This is a genomic window from Streptomyces chilikensis, assembly GCF_001642695.1.
GTDB classification, from domain to species: domain Bacteria; phylum Actinomycetota; class Actinomycetes; order Streptomycetales; family Streptomycetaceae; genus Streptomyces; species Streptomyces chilikensis.
In genome coordinates, this window is the sequence record NZ_LWCC02000167.1 from 1 (window position 1) to 16,771 (window position 16,771).

The following is a 16,771-nucleotide window of genomic DNA, read 5'->3' on the forward strand; positions in this document are numbered from 1 at the left end:
GCCGTCCGGCGGCGCGGGCGGCGCGCCGGGCGAGGCGGCGCGTCCGGGGCCGGTCGCGGGACCGGACGAGGCGGCGCGGCTGGTCCGGGCGGCCGATCTGGTGGTGGACGGGATCGTCGGCATCGGCGGGCGGGGCGGTCTGCGGGAGGGCGCCGCGCCCCTGGCGGAGCTGGCGGTCGCGTCCGGGGCGGCGGTGGTCGCCGTCGACCTGCCGAGCGGGGTGGAGGCGGACACCGGCGAGGTGCGCGGCCCCGCGGTGCGGGCCGACCTCACCGTCACCTTCGGCACGCACAAGCCGGCGCTGCTCGTCGACCCGGCGCGTGCGCACGCGGGGGCGGTACGGCTGGTGGACATCGGGCTGGACCCCTGGCTGCCCGAGCGGCCCGAGCTGGAGGCGTTGCAGCACGCGGACGTCGCCCGGCTCCTGCCCAGGCCCGGCGCGGAGAGCGACAAGTACCGGCGCGGAGTGGTGGGGATCGCCGCCGGATCGGCCCGGTACCCCGGGGCGGCGGTGCTCGCCGTCGCGGGGGCGCTGCGGGGCGGCGCCGGTGCGGTGCGGTACGCGGGGCCGGCCGGCCGGGCCGTGCTGGCGCGGTACCCCGAGACCCTGGTGTCCGACGGGGGACCGCGGCGGACGGGCCGGGTCCAGGCGTGGGTGGTCGGCCCCGGCGCCGGGGACGACGCGGAGACGGTGGCGGAGGTGCTGGCGGTCGCCGACGAGGCCCGGGTGCCGGTGCTGATCGACGCCGACGGGCTGCGGCTCGCGGACCGCGACGCGGTGCGGTCGCGGACGGCGCCGACGCTGCTGACGCCGCACGCGGGCGAGGCCGCGGCGCTGCTGGGCGTCGACCGGGCGGAGGTGGAGGCCGCGCGGCTCACCGCGGCGCGGGAACTGGCGGAGCGGTACCGCGCGACGGTGCTGCTGAAGGGGACGACGACGCTGGTGGCGTCACCGCGGGGGGACGTCCCCGTGCGGGTCAATCCCACGGGGACGCCGTGGCTGGCGACGGCTGGTTCGGGGGACGTGCTGTCCGGTCTGGCCGGGTCGCTGCTGGCCGCGGGGCTGTCCGCGCGGGACGCGGCGAGCGTGGGCGCGTACGTGCACGGTCTGGCGGGGCGGAGGGCGGCGGCGGGGGCGCCGGCCGCCGCGCACGACGTCGCGGAGGCGGTCCCCGACGCCTGGCGGGACGTCACCGCCCCCTCCTGACCCGGGCCCCGCCGGCACGCCCCGCGTACCCCGTACCCCGGCCCACGGGCCGGCCGAGGGGGCCGGCCGAGGAGGCCGCGCCCCGGACCGTCCACGGGGCCGCAGGGCGGTGAGGTGGGCCTCTGTCAGACTGGGGGGACCATGAGTGAGAGTGTTCCGCCCCCCTCCGGCACCGCCCGCGTCCGCGCCGAGATCGACCTCGAGGCCCTGCGCGGCAACGTGAGGTCGTTGCGCGCACGGGCCTCCGGCGCGGCCCTGATGGCCGTGGTGAAGGCCGACGCCTACGGCCACGGCGCCGTCCCGTGCGCCCTCGCGGCCAAGGAGGCCGGCGCCGACTGGCTGGGCACGGCCACCCCCGAGGAGGCGCTGGCGCTCCGCGAGGCCGGTCTGCCGGGGCGGATGCTCTGCTGGCTGTGGGCCCCCGGCGGTCCCTGGCGCGAGGCGATCGCCGCGGACGTGGACGTCTCGGTCAGCGACCCGTGGGCCCTGCGCGAGGCGGCCGGGGCGGCCCGCGCCGAGGGCCGCCCGGCCCGGATCCACCTGAAGGCGGACACCGGCCTCGGCCGCGGCGGCTGCCAGCCCGCCGACTGGCCGGACCTGGTCGCCGCCGCCCTGGCCGCGCAGGAGGAGGGCCTCGTGCGGGTCGTCGGCCTCTGGTCGCACTTCGCCTGCGCCGACGAGCCCGGGCACCCGGCCACCGACGCCCAGCTCGCCCGGTTCCGCGAGATGGTCGCGTACGCCGAGGCGCGGGGCGTCGAGCCCGAGGTGCGGCACATCGCCAACTCGCCCGCCCTGCTCACCCGCCCCGACACGCACTTCGACCTGGTCCGCGCCGGCATCGCCACCTACGGCGTGTCGCCCAGTCCCGAACTGGGCTCCGCGGCCGGCCTGGGGCTGCGCCCCGTGATGCGGCTGTCGGCGGACCTGGTCCTGGTCAAGGACGTGCCCGGCGGCCACGGCGTCAGCTACGGGCACCACTACGTCACCCCGGGCGACACCACCCTCGGCCTCGTCCCCGCCGGGTACGCCGACGGCATCCCCCGGCACGCCTCCGGCGCGGGCCCGGTGCTGGTCGCGGGCAAGCTGCGCACGGTCGCCGGACGGGTCGCCATGGACCAGTTCGTGGTGGACCTCGGCGGCGACCGCCCCGAGCCGGGCAGCGAGGCCGTGCTGTTCGGCGCCGGTGACCTGGGGGAGCCGACCGCCGAGGACTGGGCGCAGGCCTGCGGGACCATCGCCTACGAGATCGTCACCCGGATCGGGGTCCGGGTGCCCCGGGTGTACGTGAACGAGCACCCCACCGGGTAATCGAACGGCAGAGGGCCTGGCGCGCACGCGGCGGCGGGCGGTCCGGCGGACGAGCCCGGGAGACGGGAGAAGAAGGAGCGCCAGGTGAGCGAGGAGAGCCCGGTGGTGACCGTTCCGGAGCTGGTGGTCGCCGCCACGGGAGTCGTCGCCCCGGCCCCCCGGGCCTGGCGCCGCACCACCGGCCTGGCGGGCGCCGCGATCGGTGTGGTCGCGGCGGGCGCGGCCGCCGGGGTCGCCGTCGAACGCCTCACCATGGGCCGCGGCATCCGCCGCAGGGCCCGCCTCGCCCTGGAACTCACCGGCCCCTACGGCGCCCTGCGCGGCACCCCCGGCACGGCGTACGCCGAGGACGGCACCGCCCTCCACTACGAGGTGGACGAGGAGCCCGCCCCGGCCCCCGAGCCGGCCCCGCGCCGCCGTCGCCTGTTCGGCGGCCGCCGCAGGCCGGCCGGGCCGACGCCCCCGGTGACCGTGGTCCTCAGCCACGGCTACTGCCTGAACCAGGACTCCTGGCACTTCCAGCGCGCCGCCCTCCGCTCGGCCGGCGTACGCGCCGTGTACTGGGACCAGCGCGGCCACGGCCGGTCCGGGCGCGGCCCGGCCCGCGACGGGCGGGGGGCGCCGGTCACCATCGACCAGCTGGGCGGCGACCTCAAGGCCGTCATCGACGCCGCCGCGCCGGCCGGCCCGCTGGTGCTGGTCGGGCACTCCATGGGCGGGATGACGGTGATGGCGCTGGCCGACCGGTTCCCCGAACTGGTCCGCGAGCGGGTCGCCGGGGTCGCCCTGGTGGGGACCTCCTCCGGCGGGCTCGGCGAGGTCCACTTCGGGCTGCCGGTCGCCGGGGTCAACGCGGTGCGGCGCTTCCTGCCGGGTGTGCTGCGGGCGCTGGGCCGGCGGGCCGACCTGGTCGAGAGGGGGCGGCGGGCCACCGCGGACCTGTTCGCCGGGATCATCACCCGCTACTCGTTCGCCTCGGCCGAGGTCGACCCGGTGGTCACCCGGTTCGCCGAGCGGATGATCGAGTCGACGCCGATCGACGTGGTGGCCGACTTCTACCCGGCCTTCGACGAGCACGACAAGACGGCGGCGCTGGCCCGGTTCCGCGGACTGCCGGTGCTGATCGTCTCCGGCGAGGGCGACCTGGTCACCCCGGTCGGCCACAGCGAGACGATGGCGCGGGAGCTGCCGGGGGCCGAGCTGGTGCGGGTGCCGGACGCCGGGCACCTGGTGATGCTGGAGCACCCGGAGGTGGTCAACGCCCGGCTCGCCGACCTCCTCACCCGCGCGGGAGCGCTGCCCGGGGCGGCTACCGTGTCCTCCCATGGAAGCACCCGCGGCACCGCACAACCCCAGCGACCGGAACCACGGCGAACCGAACCCCGCAGGCCCCGGTGACCCGGCCGACGTCCGGCGGACGCTCGAGCTGACCGTCACCTCCCCCGAGGCGATGCTGGACCTCGGCCGTCGCCTGGCCGGGCTCCTGCGCGCCGGCGACCTGGTGATGCTCACCGGTGAACTCGGCGCCGGCAAGACCACGCTGACCCGAGGCCTCGGCGAGGGGCTGAACGTCCGCGGCGCGGTCACCTCGCCGACGTTCGTGATCGCCCGCGTCCACCCCTCCCTCGGCGACGGTCCCCCGCTGGTCCACGTCGACGCCTACCGGCTGGGCGGCGGGCTGGACGAGATGGAGGACCTCGACCTGGACGTCTCGCTGCCCGACTCGGTGGTCGTCGTCGAGTGGGGCGAGGGCAAGGTCGAGGAACTCACCGAGGACCGGCTGCAGGTCCTGATCGCCCGGGCCACCGGCGACACCGACGACGACGTCCGGCGGCTGACCGTCACCGGGCTGGGCGAGCGGTGGGCCGAGGCGGACCTGGACGCCCTCAAGGCCTGAGCCGGCCGCCGCGACGGAGCCGGCCGGGGCCGGAGCCAGGCCCGGGCGGCCCGGGTGGGCCCGCGCCCGGACCCGGACGGCCCGGACAGGCCGGTGGAGGCCGAGTGGGCCCGCAGCCGCAGCCGCAGCCGGAGCAGGGCCGGGCGGAGCCGCAGTCCGGCCCGGGCAGACCGGATGAGGCCTGAGCCGGGTCCGGGCGGTCCGGCCGATGCCAGGACCGGGCGAGGGCACGCCCAGGCGGTCCGAGCAGGCCGGGTGAGGCCGGGCCCGGGCGGCCCGGGCGGTCCGGGCAGACCGGCGAAGGCCAGGTGGGCCCAAGGCGGGCCCCGTCGGAGCAGGGCCGGCCGGCCGGGGCGGGGCTACGCCGCTTCGCGGGCCGTCCGCCCGTCGGCGGCGGCGCGCTCCGGGCACGGCGGGACGGAGACCGCCCGGGCCGCCGCGCAGGAGGCGAGCAGGTCCCGCATCGACACCGCGGCCGCTCCACGCGCCACCGCGTCCGCCGGCACGGTGGCCGGGCGCTGCTCCGCGGGGTCGGGGCCGGCAACCGGAAAGAGCATGACGCCTCCTGCAATCCCTGAGGGCGGGCGTGGTTAGGTAGACCTAACCACGCCCGCCGGGCGCGGCGCAATATCTTCCCGACGCGGTGTCGGAAACCCCGTCGCGGCCGTCCGGCGGCCCGGCGGCGGCGGACCGGTCACCCGACCACGACCACCCGCGTGCCCAGCACCGCGAAGTCCCACATCGCCAGGCCGTCCGGCCCGGACGCGCGGATGCCGCCGGTGCCCGGGGCGGGACCGCCCGCCGCCGGGGCGCCGTCGCGCGGCGCGCTGAAGCCGACCACCACGCCCCGCACGTCCGCGAAGCGCACCACGTGCTCGATGGGCGTGCCGTCCGCGCCGACACCCCGCAGCGAGCGCGAGGTCACCGCGTACCGGCCCGGCGCCGGGTCCACCGCGCCGGGGACCACCCGGAACGCCCGCCGCACCCCGCCCCGCGCGTCCACCAGCCACACCCGGTCCCGCCCGAGCGAGTAGACGACCCGCTCCCCGGCGCCCGAGCGGGCGGGCAGGCCGCGCGACCCCGGCCGCTCGGGCGCGGCGGCCGCCCCGGTGGCCGCGGGAGAGGCCGGTCCCGGCGAACGCGGGGCCGGCGGCGCCTCCTCGTGCGCCCGGAGCCCGAGCGTCACCACCGTGGTCAGCGCCGCACCCGTCAGCATCGCCACCAGCACCCCGCTGCGGACCGCCACCGCCGGTCTCCCTTGCTCGCCGTCGCGCCCGGCCGCGTCCGTCGCCGCGCCCAGGGCTGTCACTCTTCGGAGTCGAATATGAGCGTGACGTTAGCAGTGGGGCGTCCGCGAGCCCCGCGAGGCCGTGCCCGCAGCCCCGGAGCCGTAGGCTGTTCGCGTGCTCTTGCTCGCTCTGGATACCGCAACCCCCGCCGTCACCGTCGCCCTGCACGACGGGACGGACGTCGTCGCCTCGTCGAGCCAGGTGGACGCGCGCCGCCACGGAGAGCTGCTGCTGCCGGCCGTCGACCGTGTCCTCGGCGCCGCGGGCACCGGCCTCGACGCCGTCACCGGCATCGTCGTCGGCACCGGCCCCGGCCCGTACACCGGGCTGCGCGTCGGCCTGATGACCGCGGACACCTTCGGCGCGGCGCTCGGCGTCCCGGTCCACGGCGTGTGCACGCTGGACGGCCTGGCCTTCGCCGCCGACATCGACGGCCCCTTCGTGGTGGCGACCGACGCCCGGCGCAAGGAGGTCTACTGGGCGCGTTACGCCGACTCCCGCACCCGGCTCACCGGCCCCGCCGTCGACCGCCCGGCCGACATCGCGGAGCAGGTCGCCGGGGTGCCCGCGGTCGGCGCGGGCGCGCTGCTCTACCCGGACGCCTTCCCCGACGTGCACGGGCCCGAGCACGTCTCCGCCGCCGCGCTGGCCTCGCTCGCCGCCGAGCGGCTGGCCCGGGGCGAGGAGCTGGAGGCGCCGCGCCCGCTCTACCTGCGGCGCCCGGACGCGCAGGTCCCCAAGAACTACAAGGTGGTCACCCCCCGGTGAACACCGCAGTGAACGCCGCCGCGCACGCCTCCGCCCCCGCCTTCGGACTCCGCGAGATGCGCTGGTGGGACATCGACCCGGTGCTGGCGCTGGAGAAGGAGCTGTTCCCGGAGGACGCCTGGTCCCGGGGCATGTTCTGGTCCGAACTGGCCCACGCCCGCGGTCCGGGCGCCACCCGGCGGTACCTGGTCGCCGAGACCCCGGAGGGCCGGCTGGCCGGCTACGCGGGCCTCGCCGCCGCGGGCGACCAGGGCGACGTGCAGACCATCGCCGTCGCCCCCGGCCACCAGGGCACCGGTCTCGGCGGCCGGCTGCTCGGCGAACTGCTGCGCGCGGCGACCGACTTCGAGTGTCACGAGGTGATGCTCGAGGTCCGCGTCGACAACCTCCGCGCCCAGCGGCTCTACGAGAGGTTCGGCTTCGAACCGATCGGCTTCCGCCGCGGCTACTACCAGCCGGGCAACGTCGACGCCCTCGTGATGCGCCTCACCGACCCCGCATCCGCCCCCTCCGCCGCCGCATCCCCCTCCTCCGCTGCACAAGGAATCCGGAACCATGGCTGACCTGCGGGACGAGCCCCTCGTCCTCGGCATCGAGACCTCCTGCGACGAGACCGGCGTCGGCATCGTCCGCGGCACCACCCTGCTGGCCGACGCCGTCGCCTCCAGCGTCGACGAGCACGCCCGCTTCGGCGGCGTCGTGCCGGAGGTGGCCTCCCGCGCCCACCTGGAGGCGATGGTCCCCACCATCCGGCGGGCGCTGAAGGAGGCGGGCGTCAGCGCCAAGGACCTCGACGGCGTCGCGGTCACCGCGGGCCCCGGCCTCGCCGGCGCGCTGCTGGTCGGCGTCTCCGCGGCCAAGGCGTACGCCTACGCGCTGGGCAAGCCGCTCTACGGCGTCAACCACCTGGCCTCGCACATCTGCGTGGACCAGCTCGAGCACGGACCGCTCCCCGAGCCGACCATGGCGCTGCTGGTCTCCGGCGGCCACTCCTCGCTGCTGCTGTCGACGGACATCACCTCCGACGTGCGGCCGATGGGCGCCACCATCGACGACGCGGCCGGCGAGGCCTTCGACAAGATCGCCCGCGTGCTGAACCTCGGCTTCCCGGGCGGTCCGGTGATCGACCGGTACGCCAAGGAGGGCGACCCCGGCGCCATCTCCTTCCCGCGCGGCCTGACCGGGCCGCGCGACCCCGCCTACGACTTCTCCTTCTCCGGCCTCAAGACGGCCGTCGCCCGCTGGATCGAGGCGAAGCGGGCCGCCGGCGAGGAGGTGCCGGTGCGGGACGTCGCCGCCTCCTTCCAGGAGGCCGTGGTGGACGTGCTCACCCGCAAGGCGGTGCGCGCCTGCAAGGACGAGGGCGTCGACCACCTGATGATCGGCGGCGGCGTGGCCGCCAACTCGCGGCTGCGGGCGCTGGCCCAGGAGCGGTGCGAGGCGGCCGGCATCCGGCTGCGGGTGCCGCGGCCCAAGCTGTGCACCGACAACGGCGCGATGGTCGCCGCGCTGGGCGCCGAGATGGTGGCGCGCGGCCGGTCCGCCTCGGCGTGGGACCTGTCGGCGGACTCCTCGCTGCCGGTGACCGAGCCGCACGTGCCGGCCCCGGAGGACGCCGCCGCGCACGGACACGCCCACTCCCACGACCACGTGCACGAGACCTCGAAGGAGAACCTGTACTCGTGACCGTAGCGCTGATGTGGGAGGCCCGGGCGCCCGAGGGCCGGGGCGGGGAGCTCCTCGCCTGGGCCCGCTCCCAGGAACTGCCCCGCGATCCCGGACGCCGCGAGACCTTCCGGGCCCCGCAGGACCGCGTCCTGGTCGTCACCTGGTGGGACGCCGAGCCGCACGAACCGCTGCCCGAGCTGCCCGATCCGCCGGGCGGACTGGCCTCGCGGCCGGTGCACCGGTGGCGGTTCGAGTCGCTCGGGACCGAGTGACGGCCGGGTGACCTACTACGCCGACCTCACCCCGTACACCTTCCTGCCGCCCGACGGGCCCGGGGCCGGAGCGCCCCGGCCCTGGCACGGGCTGCCGCTGCTCAACGTCGGCTGGCTGAGCGCCGCCCGCCGGTACCGCAGGGGCACGCCGCCGCCCGGACTCGCCGAGACGCTGCGGCGGATGACGCGCACCCACCGGGCCGGGCAGACACGCGGCTTCCACCTCTGCCCCTGGTGCTCGATGCGCCTGCTGCGCGCGGGCCCCGAATGCCCGCGCGGCAGCGCCGAGATCAGGGCGGTGGGGAACGGGGTCGCCTACGCCGCGCCCGAGCTGATCGCGCACTACGTGGAGTCGCACGGATACCTGCCGCCGGACGGGTTCGTCCACGCCGTCCTCCGGGACCGGGAGGGCTGAACGTTCGTCCCGCGTTCCGGTCGTTGTCAGTGGCGGGTGCGAAGATCTCGGCAGGTGCTGTCGAAGGCCCGGACGGAAAGCCGGGCCGCCCGTAAGGGGGTCGGCGATGTGGAACGAGCGGAGTACGACTCGCGATCGCGAACCGGTGCTGCTGCGCGACGTGCTGGCGGAGGCCACGGCCGCGCTGAGGGAGGCGTCGGGGACGGCCGAGGCCGCGCCGCCCGCCCAGCGGTGCGGGGAGTGCGGGGCGGAGAACCGGCGGTCGCGGGCGGTGCCGGGGCGGCGGACGCGCGCCGGGGCGGAGGCCGCCTGCCCGTACCGCCGGGCCGCGTAGGAGGCGCCCGCGGCGAAGACCGCCCGCGGACGCTCCGCGGAGCCGTGCGGCGGCGTACGGCGGCGCGCGGGCGGTGCGTACGGGGCCGTGCGGAGGCGCGCGGCCGTCGAGGGGCGGACCTGAGGCGGCCGTCCGGGGGACCCGTCCGGACCGATCAGATGACTGATTGCCCCGCCTGGCCCAGCGGCCACGCGTGACCCGGGCCGCCCGGGGTCACAGCTCTCTCGCAGACCGACCGGAACGACACGCGGGAGAACAGATGACCCCTGGGCGCGGAACGCGGCGGAACCGCCGCGGCATGTGGATCACCGGCGGCGCGTCCGCCTCACTGGCCGTGGTGCTGACCTGCGGAGCGGCGGCGGGCGCGGTGGCCGTGGAGCCGGAGCGGGGTGCGCCGGCCCCGCTCCCGGCCGAGAGGTGCGAGAGGGACCGGGACCGGCCGCAGTGGAGCAAGGAAGCCGTGGCCGAGGGGCTGGCCTCCCTGTTCTCGGTGTGGGGCCTCGGCGACCGGACGGTGCGCGGCTGCGACGGCGAGTGGGACAGGTGCCGGGACCAGTCGCCGTCGTGGCCCCCGTCGCTGCCGGGCGGCGGCCGGGAGGGCGCCGCGCCGGGCCGGGAGGACCAGCGCCCGCAGTCCGCCGCGGAGGCGGACCAGACGGCCGCACACGCGGGTACCGCCCCGCGCGCTGCCACGCGGGGCGGTACCTGTGAGACGCGGGACGGGCTCACCGAGGCGGTCGGCGACATCGTGACGGTGCCCGCCGGCGGGAGCGCCGCCAGCACCGCCGTCTGCCCGGCCGGCACGACCGCCGTCTCCGGCGGCTGGTCGACCGTCGAGCCCGGCCTGGTCCAGGGGGTCTCCCAGCGGCTCGGCTCCGACAGCTGGCGGGTGGTCTTCGACAACCCGACGGCCGGGGAGCTCAGCGGGCTCGCCTTCGCCTACTGCGCCGACGACGAGGACTAGGACCCGCCCGGCCGGGCCGGGGCCCTACTCGGCCTTGGTGACCTCCGTCTCGCAGAGCAGCTCCCGGTCGTACCCGACGACCCGGGTCCCACCGGTCAGGGTGAGCGGGAAGACGTGCCGCACGTCCGCCGAGGAGGCGGCGAGCCGGAGCTCCAGCCTTCCGGGCTCGACCACCCGTTCACCGGCGCGGCCGGTGAACGACGAGAGGTCGGCGTGGAACCGGAAGGTCACCCGGCGCGCGTCGCCGGGGGACAGTTCCACGCGCTGGTAGCCGATCAGGCGCACGTCCGGGCGGGTGACCGTGGCGACGGGGTCGTGCAGGTACAGCTGCACCACCTCGGCGCCGGCCACGTCCCCGGTGTTGCGCACGGTCGCCGACACCTCGTACGTGCCGTCGGTGCCGATCTCGGCGCCGGAGGCCGGGGCCTCGAAGTCGCCCCACTCGAAGGCGGCGTACGACAGACCGTGGCCGAACGGGTAGAGCGGCGTCGGGTCGAGGTTGGTGATGTCGTTGGCCAGGCCCAGCGGCGGCTGGAGGTAGGTCCACGGCTGGCCGCCCGGTTCGCGCGGCACGCTGACGGGCAGCCGGCCGGACGGGGAGATCCGCCCGGAGAGCACGCCCGCCAGCGCGGGGCCGCCCTCCTCGCCGGGGAAGAAGCCCTGGACGACGCCGGCGAGCCGGTCCGCCCAGCGGCCCAGCGCGTAGGGCCGGCCGGTGAGCAGCACCAGGACCACCGGCTTGCCGGTCTCCAGGAGCGCGTCCAGCAGCTCGCCCTGCGCGCCCGGCAGGGTCAGGTCGGAGGCGTCGCAGCCCTCGCCCGAGGTGCCGCGGCCGAAGAGCCCGGCCCGGTCGCCCAGCACGGCGACGACCACGTCGGAGGAGGAGGCCAGCGAGGTGGCGTCCGCGAACCCGGAGGTGTCCGGGTCCTGCGTGTCGCACCCGGTGGCGAACTCCACCGCGGCGTCCGGGAACTCGGCCCGCAGGGACTCCAGCACCGTGGGGATCTCCACGCCGAGACCGACCTCGGGATGGTGCGGCAGCACGTGCGAGGGGAACGAGTAGCAGCCCAGCATCGCCATCGCGTCGTCGGCCCGCGGACCGACCACGGCGATGCGCCGGCCCGCGGAGGGGCCCAGCGGCAGGACGCCGCCGTCGTTCGCCAGCAGCACCACCGACTCCTCGGCGAGCTGACGGGCGAGCGCGCGGTTGGCGGGGGAGTCCAGGTCGAGGGGGCCCTCGGGCTCCGGCGACCAGCCCTCGTCCAGCAGACCCAGCTCGCACTTCTGCAGCAGCACCCGGCGCGCGGCCCGGTCCACGAGGTCTTCGGGGACCCGGCCCGCCCGCACCTCCTCCACCAGGGGCTCGCCGTAGCAGCGCAGGGTGGGCAGTTCGACGTCGACGCCCGCCTCCAGCGCCACCCGGGCGGCGTCGCCGAGGCCCTCGGCCACCCGCTGCAGGCTCTCCAGGAAGCCGACGCCGAAGTAGTCGGCGACCACGGTGCCGGTGAAGCCCCACCGCTCCCGCAGCAGGTCGGTGAGGAGCGTCGGGTCGGAGTGGGAGGGGACGCCGTCGATCTCCGTGTACGCGGCCATCACCGACCGCGCCCCGCCGTGCCGCAGCCCGTGCTCGAACGGAGGCAGCGTCACGTCGGCGAACTCGCGCCCGCCGGCGCGCACCGGGGCGTGGTTGCGGGCGCCCGCCGAGGAGGCGTAGCCGGCGAAGTGCTTGAGGGTGGCGACCACGCCGGCGGACTCCAGGCCCCGCACGTACGCGGCGGCGACCGTGCCGACCAGGTACGGGTCCTCGCCGATGGTCTCCTCGACACGTCCCCAGCGCAGGTCGCGCACCACGTCCAGCACGGGCGCGAGGCCCTGCTGGACGCCGGCCGCGACCAGGTCGGAGCCGATGCGGCGGCCCAGTTCCTCGACCAGCCGCGGGTCGAAGGAGGCGCCCCAGGCGAGCGGCACCGGGTACGCGGTGGCGCCCCAGGCCGTGAACCCGGCCAGGCACTCCTCGTGGGCGACGGCCGGGATGCCGAACCGGTTGGCGGCCATGATCGCCCGCTGCGCCCGGGCGAGCGCGCGGGCGCCCTCGTCCGGGGCGATCGGGGCGGTGCCGTAGGAACGGGTGATCTGGCCCAGACCGTGGGCGATGACCTCGTCCCAGTTCCAGTCGGTGGCCATTTCGTGCTGGTGCGGGGCGACGCCGGCTTCCGCATCCGTCGAGGCGCCGACCCACACTCCGTAGAGCTGTGCGGCCTTCTCCTCCAGGGTCATCCGGGAGAGAAGGTCGTCGACACGGGCTTCGGCGGGCAGTGTGGAATCACGCCAGGGGGCGGTCATGATGCTCCTGAGAGAAGGATGTTACTTACCGCCGACGCCCATCATCCCGCTCACCAGGGCCCGCCGGGCCACCAGGTAAACGACGAAGATCGGCACGCCGGAAAGAACGACGGAGGCCAGCAGCGCGGGGATGTTCACGCCGAACTGGCTGACGTAGTTGTACAGGCCGAGAGTGAGGACACGGGGTTCCTCGGACTGCGTGAAGATCAGGGGGAACAGGAATCCGTTCCATGCCTGCAGCGCGGAGTAGATGACCACCGTGCTGATGCCGCCCTTGGAGAGCGGGATCACCAGCTGGAAGAGCATCCGGGTGGGCGAGGCGCCGTCCAGGGACATCGCCTCGTACGACTCCTCGGAGATGTCGCGCAGCGTACCGGTCAGGATCAGCACCGAGACCGGCATGGCGAACGCGGCCGTCGGCAGGACGATCGCCCAGAGGCTGTCGTAGATCTCCAGCTTGGTGATCATCAGGTACAGCGGCACCACCACGGCCTGCGCCGGGATGGCGACGCCGAGGAGGAACAGCCGGAAGGCGCCGCCCGACCAGAAACCGCGGTTGCGGACCGCGACGTAGGAGAGCGGGACCGAGAGCACGACAACGATGGCGACCACGCCGAGCGCCGCGAGCACGGTGTTCAGCAGGTAGTGCGGGAAGCCGGACTCCAGCACCAGGCCGTAGTTGTCCAGCGTCGGGTTCTTCGGCGGTTCGAGGGCGTTGCGGCCCGCCGCCTCCTCCGGACCGGCGAGCGAGGTGGTGATCATCGCGTAGATGGGGATGATCACGATCAGCAGCCACACGAACGAGGCGACGCCCGCTACGGGGTTGCTCCGCTTCGCCCGGGAACGGCCCTTGGCGGGCGCGGTCTTGTGCGGGGACACGGTGGTCACATCCCCTCCCGGACGCTGCGCATGGAGCCGAAGCCGGTGATCCGGACCATCAGCAGGGAGAGGCCCGTCGCGGCGACCACCAGGAAGGTGGCGACCGCGCTGGCGTAGCCGAAGTCGTAGGACTTGAAGCCGGCTTCGTACATGAGGTACGGCAGGATCGCGGTGTCGGTGCCCGGCCCGCCCTGGGTGAGGATCAGCACGGTCTCGAAGTAGGTCAGGGAGCCCACCACCATCAGCACACTGGACATCGCCATGGTGTGCCGCAGCTGGGGCAGCGTGATGGAGAAGAACTGGCGGACGCGGCCCGCCCCGTCGATCGCGGCCGCCTGGTACAGGACCTCGGGTATCTGCCGCGCGCCGCCCTGGTAGATCAGGGTGTGGAACGGGATGAACTGCCAGCCGCCGACGAAGATGATCGCCAGGAAGGCGCCCGAGGTGGTGCCCAGCGTGTCGCCCTTGATGACGCCGAAGTTCGGGTCGAGGAGCGCGAAGAAGAGCAGGGCGATCGCCGTGGAGGACAGCAGGAACGGCACGAAGAAGACCGCCGACAGGATGGCGCGGTTGCGCTGCTTGCCGGCCGCCCAGACACCGAGCAGAAGCGCGATGACGGTCTGGAACGCCCAGCTGACCACGGTCATCAGGACGGTGACCGTCAGCGACTGCGTCAGGCGGGGATCGCCGACCAGGTTCTGCCAGTTGTCCAGACCCACGAACCGCGGGTCGCCGAGGCCGTTCCACTCGGTGAAGGAGAGGTAGACGGCCAGCGCCATCGGAGCGACGGCGAAGAACATGAAGAACAAGACGCCGGGCAGCGCCCAGGAGGCGTGCGGGCGACCCACGCGGGTCGCCTGCACGCCGGCCTTGGGCGCTGCGTCGACGGACTTGGTGACCGGCTCGGTCACTTGAGCCCCTTCAGTGCTGTGACGAACTCCTTGGGCGAGGACTGGCCCAGGAAGAGCTTGTCGATTTCGGTGAGCATCGGTGCGGACCAGTCCGGCTTGACGGCCTGGTCCCAGCTGAGGGTGAACGCGGGAGCGTTCTGAACCAGCTCGTACTGGAACTTGGCGAACTCGGGGTTGGGCGAGTCCTCGAGGAGGGCGCCCGCGTTGGCGGTGGTGGGGATGTCGCCGTTGGCGATCAGCGCCTTGGTGTACTCCTCCGACGCGCAGGTCTTGAGGAACTCGATCGCCGCTTCCCGGTTCTTGGTGCGGGCGCTGACGGACCAGTAGTTGGTCGGGTTGCCGACGACGTTCTTGATGTCGCCCGCGCCGCCGTCGTACGCCGGGAAGGCGACCCAGCCGAGGTCGTTCTCGGCGAAGTCCTTGAACTTGCCGAGCTGGGTCGGGTACTCCCAGGAGCCCATCAGGTGCATGGCGGCCTTGCCCTTGGCGAGCAGGGTGGAGGCGCCGCCGTTGTTGTACTGGACGGAGCTGAAGCCCTTGCCGAACGCCTCGTCGTCGACCAGGGACTTGATCTCCTCGGCCGCGCGGAGCACCGCCGGGTCGCCCCAGGCGGAGGCGTCGCCGCCCTGGATCTTGCGGAAGACCTCGGGGCCGCCGATGCGGTCCACCAGGTACGACACCCACATCAGCTCGGTCCACTTGTCCGCGCCGCCCAGCGCGAACGGCTGGATGCCCCTGGACTTGAACTTCTTGTTGATGTCGAGGAGCTGGGTCCAGGAGGTCGGCGGCTCGAGGCCGGCGTCCTTGAAGACCTTCTTGTTGAAGAACAGCAGGACGGGCTGCATGCCGCGCATCGGGATGCCGTACGGGCGGCCCTCGAGCGCACCGGACTGGATGATCGACGGCAGGAAGCCGTTCTTCAGCGCCGGGGTGGACTCGATGATGTCGTGCAGGTCGATCAGCTGGTCTGCGTCCACGTAGGCCTTGATCGAGCCGCCGCCCCAGTTGAAGAACAGGTCGGGTGCGCTCGGCGAGCCCATGGCGGTGCGGAGCTTGGCCGGGTAGTCGCTGCCGGGAATGCGCTGCAGCTTGATCGTGCCGCCGGTCTTCTTGGCCGCCGAGGACGCGTTGAACTTCCTGACCGCGTCTTCCTGGATCTTCGCCGCGTCGTCTCCCCAGACGAACGCCGTCAACTGGCCGCCGCTCTTGCCGCTGTCGGAATCGCTGGATCCACAGGCGGTGAGGCCGGCCGTGAGCATCGTGGCGCCACTGACGCCGAGGAACCAACGCCTGCTGTAGGACTCCATGGACTAGTACTCCTTGGAAAGAAGCGGTCACCCTTGACCGCGAACTACGGGAACCGGGCGTTGTGGGGTGTGCCCGTTGTGTGTCTCGGCATTGGCCGTGTGGAGATGCTTCCTTCGAAGCTTTCGAACGATGCCGCGAATGTTTTGGGAACCTAAGCGCGTCAGAGGGGTTCGTCAAGAGGTTGAGCAGATATACGATCCCGAACCATGACCTCTCCGGAATCCGCCGAAACCCCCTCCGTGCCCCGGCAGGGGCGCACAGCGACGCTCGCCGAGATCGCCCGGGCGGCCGGTGTGTCCGCTCCGACTGTTTCGAAAGTCCTCAACGGCAGGGCCGACGTGGCCCCCGCCACCCGCTCCCGCGTGGAGCGCCTGCTGCGCAGCCACGGCTACCGCAGGCGGCGGGCCGACGCCTCCAGGTCCCCGCTGATCGAGCTCGTCTTCCACGAACTGGAGAGCGCCTGGGCGATGGAGGTCATCCGCGGCGTGGAGCGGGCCGCCCGGCGCGGGGGCCTCAGCGTGGTGCTCTCCGAGAGCGCCGGACGCCACACGCCCGGCGGCAGCTGGGCGGACCAGGTGGCCGCCCGCAGGCCGCACGGCGTGATCCTGGTCCTGTCCGGCCTGGACGAGGGGCAGCGCACGCTGCTGACGAGCCGGTCCATCCCGTTCGTGGTGATGGACCCGGCCGGCGACCCCGGCGCCGACGTGCCCTCGGTGGGGGCCACCAACTGGCAGGGCGGGCTGTCCGCGACCCGGCACCTGCTGGAGCTGGGGCACACCCGGATCGGCGCCATCGGCGGCCCCACCCGGATGATGTGCGCCCGGGCCCGGGTGGACGGCTACCGCTCCGCCCTGGAGGCCGCCGGGCTGGCCGTCGACCCCGGCCTGATCCTCGACGGCGACTTCCACCACGACGCCGGCTACCGGCTCGGCCTGGACCTGCTGCGGCGCGAGAACCGGCCCACGGCGATCTTCGCGGGCAACGACCTCCAGGCGCTCGGCCTGTACGAGGCGGCGCGCGAACTCGGGCTGCGGATCCCCGACGACCTCAGCGTGGTGGGCTTCGACGACCTGCCGGTGGCCCGCTGGGTGGGGCCCCCGCTGACCACCGTCCGGCAGCCGCTCACGGAGATGGCCGAGGCGGCCACCAGGATGGTGCTCGAACTGGGACGCGAGGAGAAGCCCACGGCCGGCGCGCGGATGGAGCTG

The 16,771-nt window shown here is 74.9% G+C and carries 18 protein-coding genes; 12 read left to right on the forward strand and 6 right to left on the reverse strand.

The features are described 5' to 3' along the window. The 4 genes from A2U95_RS30225 to tsaE all read left to right on the forward strand — a co-directional run. A partial coding sequence (locus tag A2U95_RS30225; RefSeq protein WP_166028931.1) for an NAD(P)H-hydrate dehydratase occupies positions 1-1,207 on the forward strand: 1,207 nt, incomplete at its 5' end. 141 nt (positions 1,208-1,348) lie between these two features. Then, positions 1,349-2,515: an alanine racemase gene (gene alr / locus A2U95_RS30230; protein WP_166028933.1), complete on the forward strand. Its 1,167-nt coding sequence runs from the start codon at positions 1,349-1,351 to the stop codon at positions 2,513-2,515. Positions 2,516-2,599: 84 nt separating this feature from the next. Next, positions 2,600-3,913, forward strand: coding sequence for an alpha/beta fold hydrolase (locus A2U95_RS30235; RefSeq protein ID WP_420857076.1), 1,314 nt, complete (start codon positions 2,600-2,602; stop codon positions 3,911-3,913). Beyond that, entirely contained in the window at positions 3,840-4,412 is a 573-nt protein-coding gene (tsaE, locus tag A2U95_RS30240; protein ID WP_166028935.1) for a tRNA (adenosine(37)-N6)-threonylcarbamoyltransferase complex ATPase subunit type 1 TsaE, read from the forward strand. The genes A2U95_RS30235 and tsaE overlap by 74 nt, the downstream gene beginning before the upstream one ends. A gap of 359 nt (positions 4,413-4,771) precedes the next feature. Here the strand turns inward: tsaE and A2U95_RS30245 are convergent, their stop codons facing one another. Both A2U95_RS30245 and A2U95_RS30250 read right to left on the reverse strand, forming a co-directional pair. Continuing rightward, a complete protein-coding gene (locus A2U95_RS30245; RefSeq protein ID WP_166028929.1) occupies positions 4,772-4,969 on the reverse strand; it encodes a hypothetical protein in 198 nt (65 codons plus the stop codon). A 137-nt stretch (positions 4,970-5,106) separates the two neighbouring features. After that, entirely contained in the window at positions 5,107-5,628 is a 522-nt protein-coding gene (locus tag A2U95_RS30250; protein ID WP_166028962.1) for a hypothetical protein, read from the reverse strand. 187 nt (positions 5,629-5,815) lie between these two features. On the opposite strand from A2U95_RS30250, the gene tsaB reads away from it, so the two are divergent. The 7 genes from tsaB to A2U95_RS30285 all read left to right on the forward strand — a co-directional run bounded on the left by tsaB (position 5,816) and on the right by A2U95_RS30285 (position 10,122). Next, positions 5,816-6,469 carry a tRNA (adenosine(37)-N6)-threonylcarbamoyltransferase complex dimerization subunit type 1 TsaB gene (gene tsaB, locus A2U95_RS30255; protein WP_166028937.1) on the forward strand — a complete coding sequence of 218 codons (654 nt, stop codon included), beginning with the start codon at positions 5,816-5,818 and terminating at the stop codon, positions 6,467-6,469. Between the two features lie 56 nt (positions 6,470-6,525). Next, positions 6,526-7,032 (forward strand): ribosomal protein S18-alanine N-acetyltransferase, encoded by a 507-nt coding sequence (rimI, locus tag A2U95_RS30260; RefSeq protein ID WP_166028965.1) that lies wholly within the window; start codon positions 6,526-6,528, stop codon positions 7,030-7,032. Further along, positions 7,025-8,155, forward strand: coding sequence for a tRNA (adenosine(37)-N6)-threonylcarbamoyltransferase complex transferase subunit TsaD (gene tsaD / locus A2U95_RS30265; protein WP_166028939.1), 1,131 nt, complete (start codon positions 7,025-7,027; stop codon positions 8,153-8,155). The genes rimI and tsaD overlap by 8 nt, the downstream gene beginning before the upstream one ends. Further along, entirely contained in the window at positions 8,152-8,409 is a 258-nt protein-coding gene (locus A2U95_RS30270; RefSeq protein ID WP_166028941.1) for a hypothetical protein, read from the forward strand. The genes tsaD and A2U95_RS30270 overlap by 4 nt, the downstream gene beginning before the upstream one ends. A 7-nt stretch (positions 8,410-8,416) precedes the next feature. Continuing rightward, positions 8,417-8,824: a DUF7919 family protein gene (locus A2U95_RS30275; RefSeq protein WP_166028943.1), complete on the forward strand. Its 408-nt coding sequence runs from the start codon at positions 8,417-8,419 to the stop codon at positions 8,822-8,824. A gap of 106 nt (positions 8,825-8,930) precedes the next feature. After that, complete coding sequence (locus tag A2U95_RS30280; RefSeq protein ID WP_166028945.1) at positions 8,931-9,158, forward strand: hypothetical protein; 228 nt, start codon at positions 8,931-8,933, stop codon at positions 9,156-9,158. A 259-nt stretch (positions 9,159-9,417) separates the two neighbouring features. Next, positions 9,418-10,122: a hypothetical protein gene (locus A2U95_RS30285; RefSeq protein ID WP_166028948.1), complete on the forward strand. Its 705-nt coding sequence runs from the start codon at positions 9,418-9,420 to the stop codon at positions 10,120-10,122. Positions 10,123-10,146: 24 nt separating this feature from the next. Here A2U95_RS30285 and A2U95_RS30290 read toward each other — a convergent pair whose 3' ends face one another. The 4 genes from A2U95_RS30290 to A2U95_RS30305 are packed head-to-tail and all read right to left on the reverse strand — an operon-like array spanning position 10,147 to position 15,562. After that, on the reverse strand, positions 10,147-12,468 hold the full coding sequence (locus tag A2U95_RS30290; RefSeq protein WP_166028967.1) for a beta-xylosidase/alpha-l-arabinosidase: 2,322 nt from the start codon (positions 12,466-12,468) through the stop codon (positions 10,147-10,149). 18 nt (positions 12,469-12,486) lie between these two features. After that, positions 12,487-13,344 carry a carbohydrate ABC transporter permease gene (locus tag A2U95_RS30295; protein ID WP_240958424.1) on the reverse strand — a complete coding sequence of 286 codons (858 nt, stop codon included), beginning with the start codon at positions 13,342-13,344 and terminating at the stop codon, positions 12,487-12,489. Between the two features lie 5 nt (positions 13,345-13,349). Further along, positions 13,350-14,255, reverse strand: coding sequence for a carbohydrate ABC transporter permease (locus A2U95_RS30300; RefSeq protein ID WP_166028953.1), 906 nt, complete (start codon positions 14,253-14,255; stop codon positions 13,350-13,352). Beyond that, the gene (locus A2U95_RS30305) at positions 14,252-15,562 is read right to left on the reverse strand and encodes an ABC transporter substrate-binding protein (RefSeq protein ID WP_166028955.1); all 1,311 of its coding nucleotides are present in this window, start codon (positions 15,560-15,562) and stop codon (positions 14,252-14,254) included. Before A2U95_RS30305 ends, A2U95_RS30300 begins: the two co-directional genes overlap by 4 nt. 207 nt (positions 15,563-15,769) lie before the next feature. Here A2U95_RS30305 and A2U95_RS30310 point away from each other — a divergent pair. Then, positions 15,770-16,771, forward strand: a 1,002-nt coding sequence (locus tag A2U95_RS30310; RefSeq protein ID WP_166028958.1) for a LacI family DNA-binding transcriptional regulator, incomplete at its 3' end; no start/stop codon positions are given.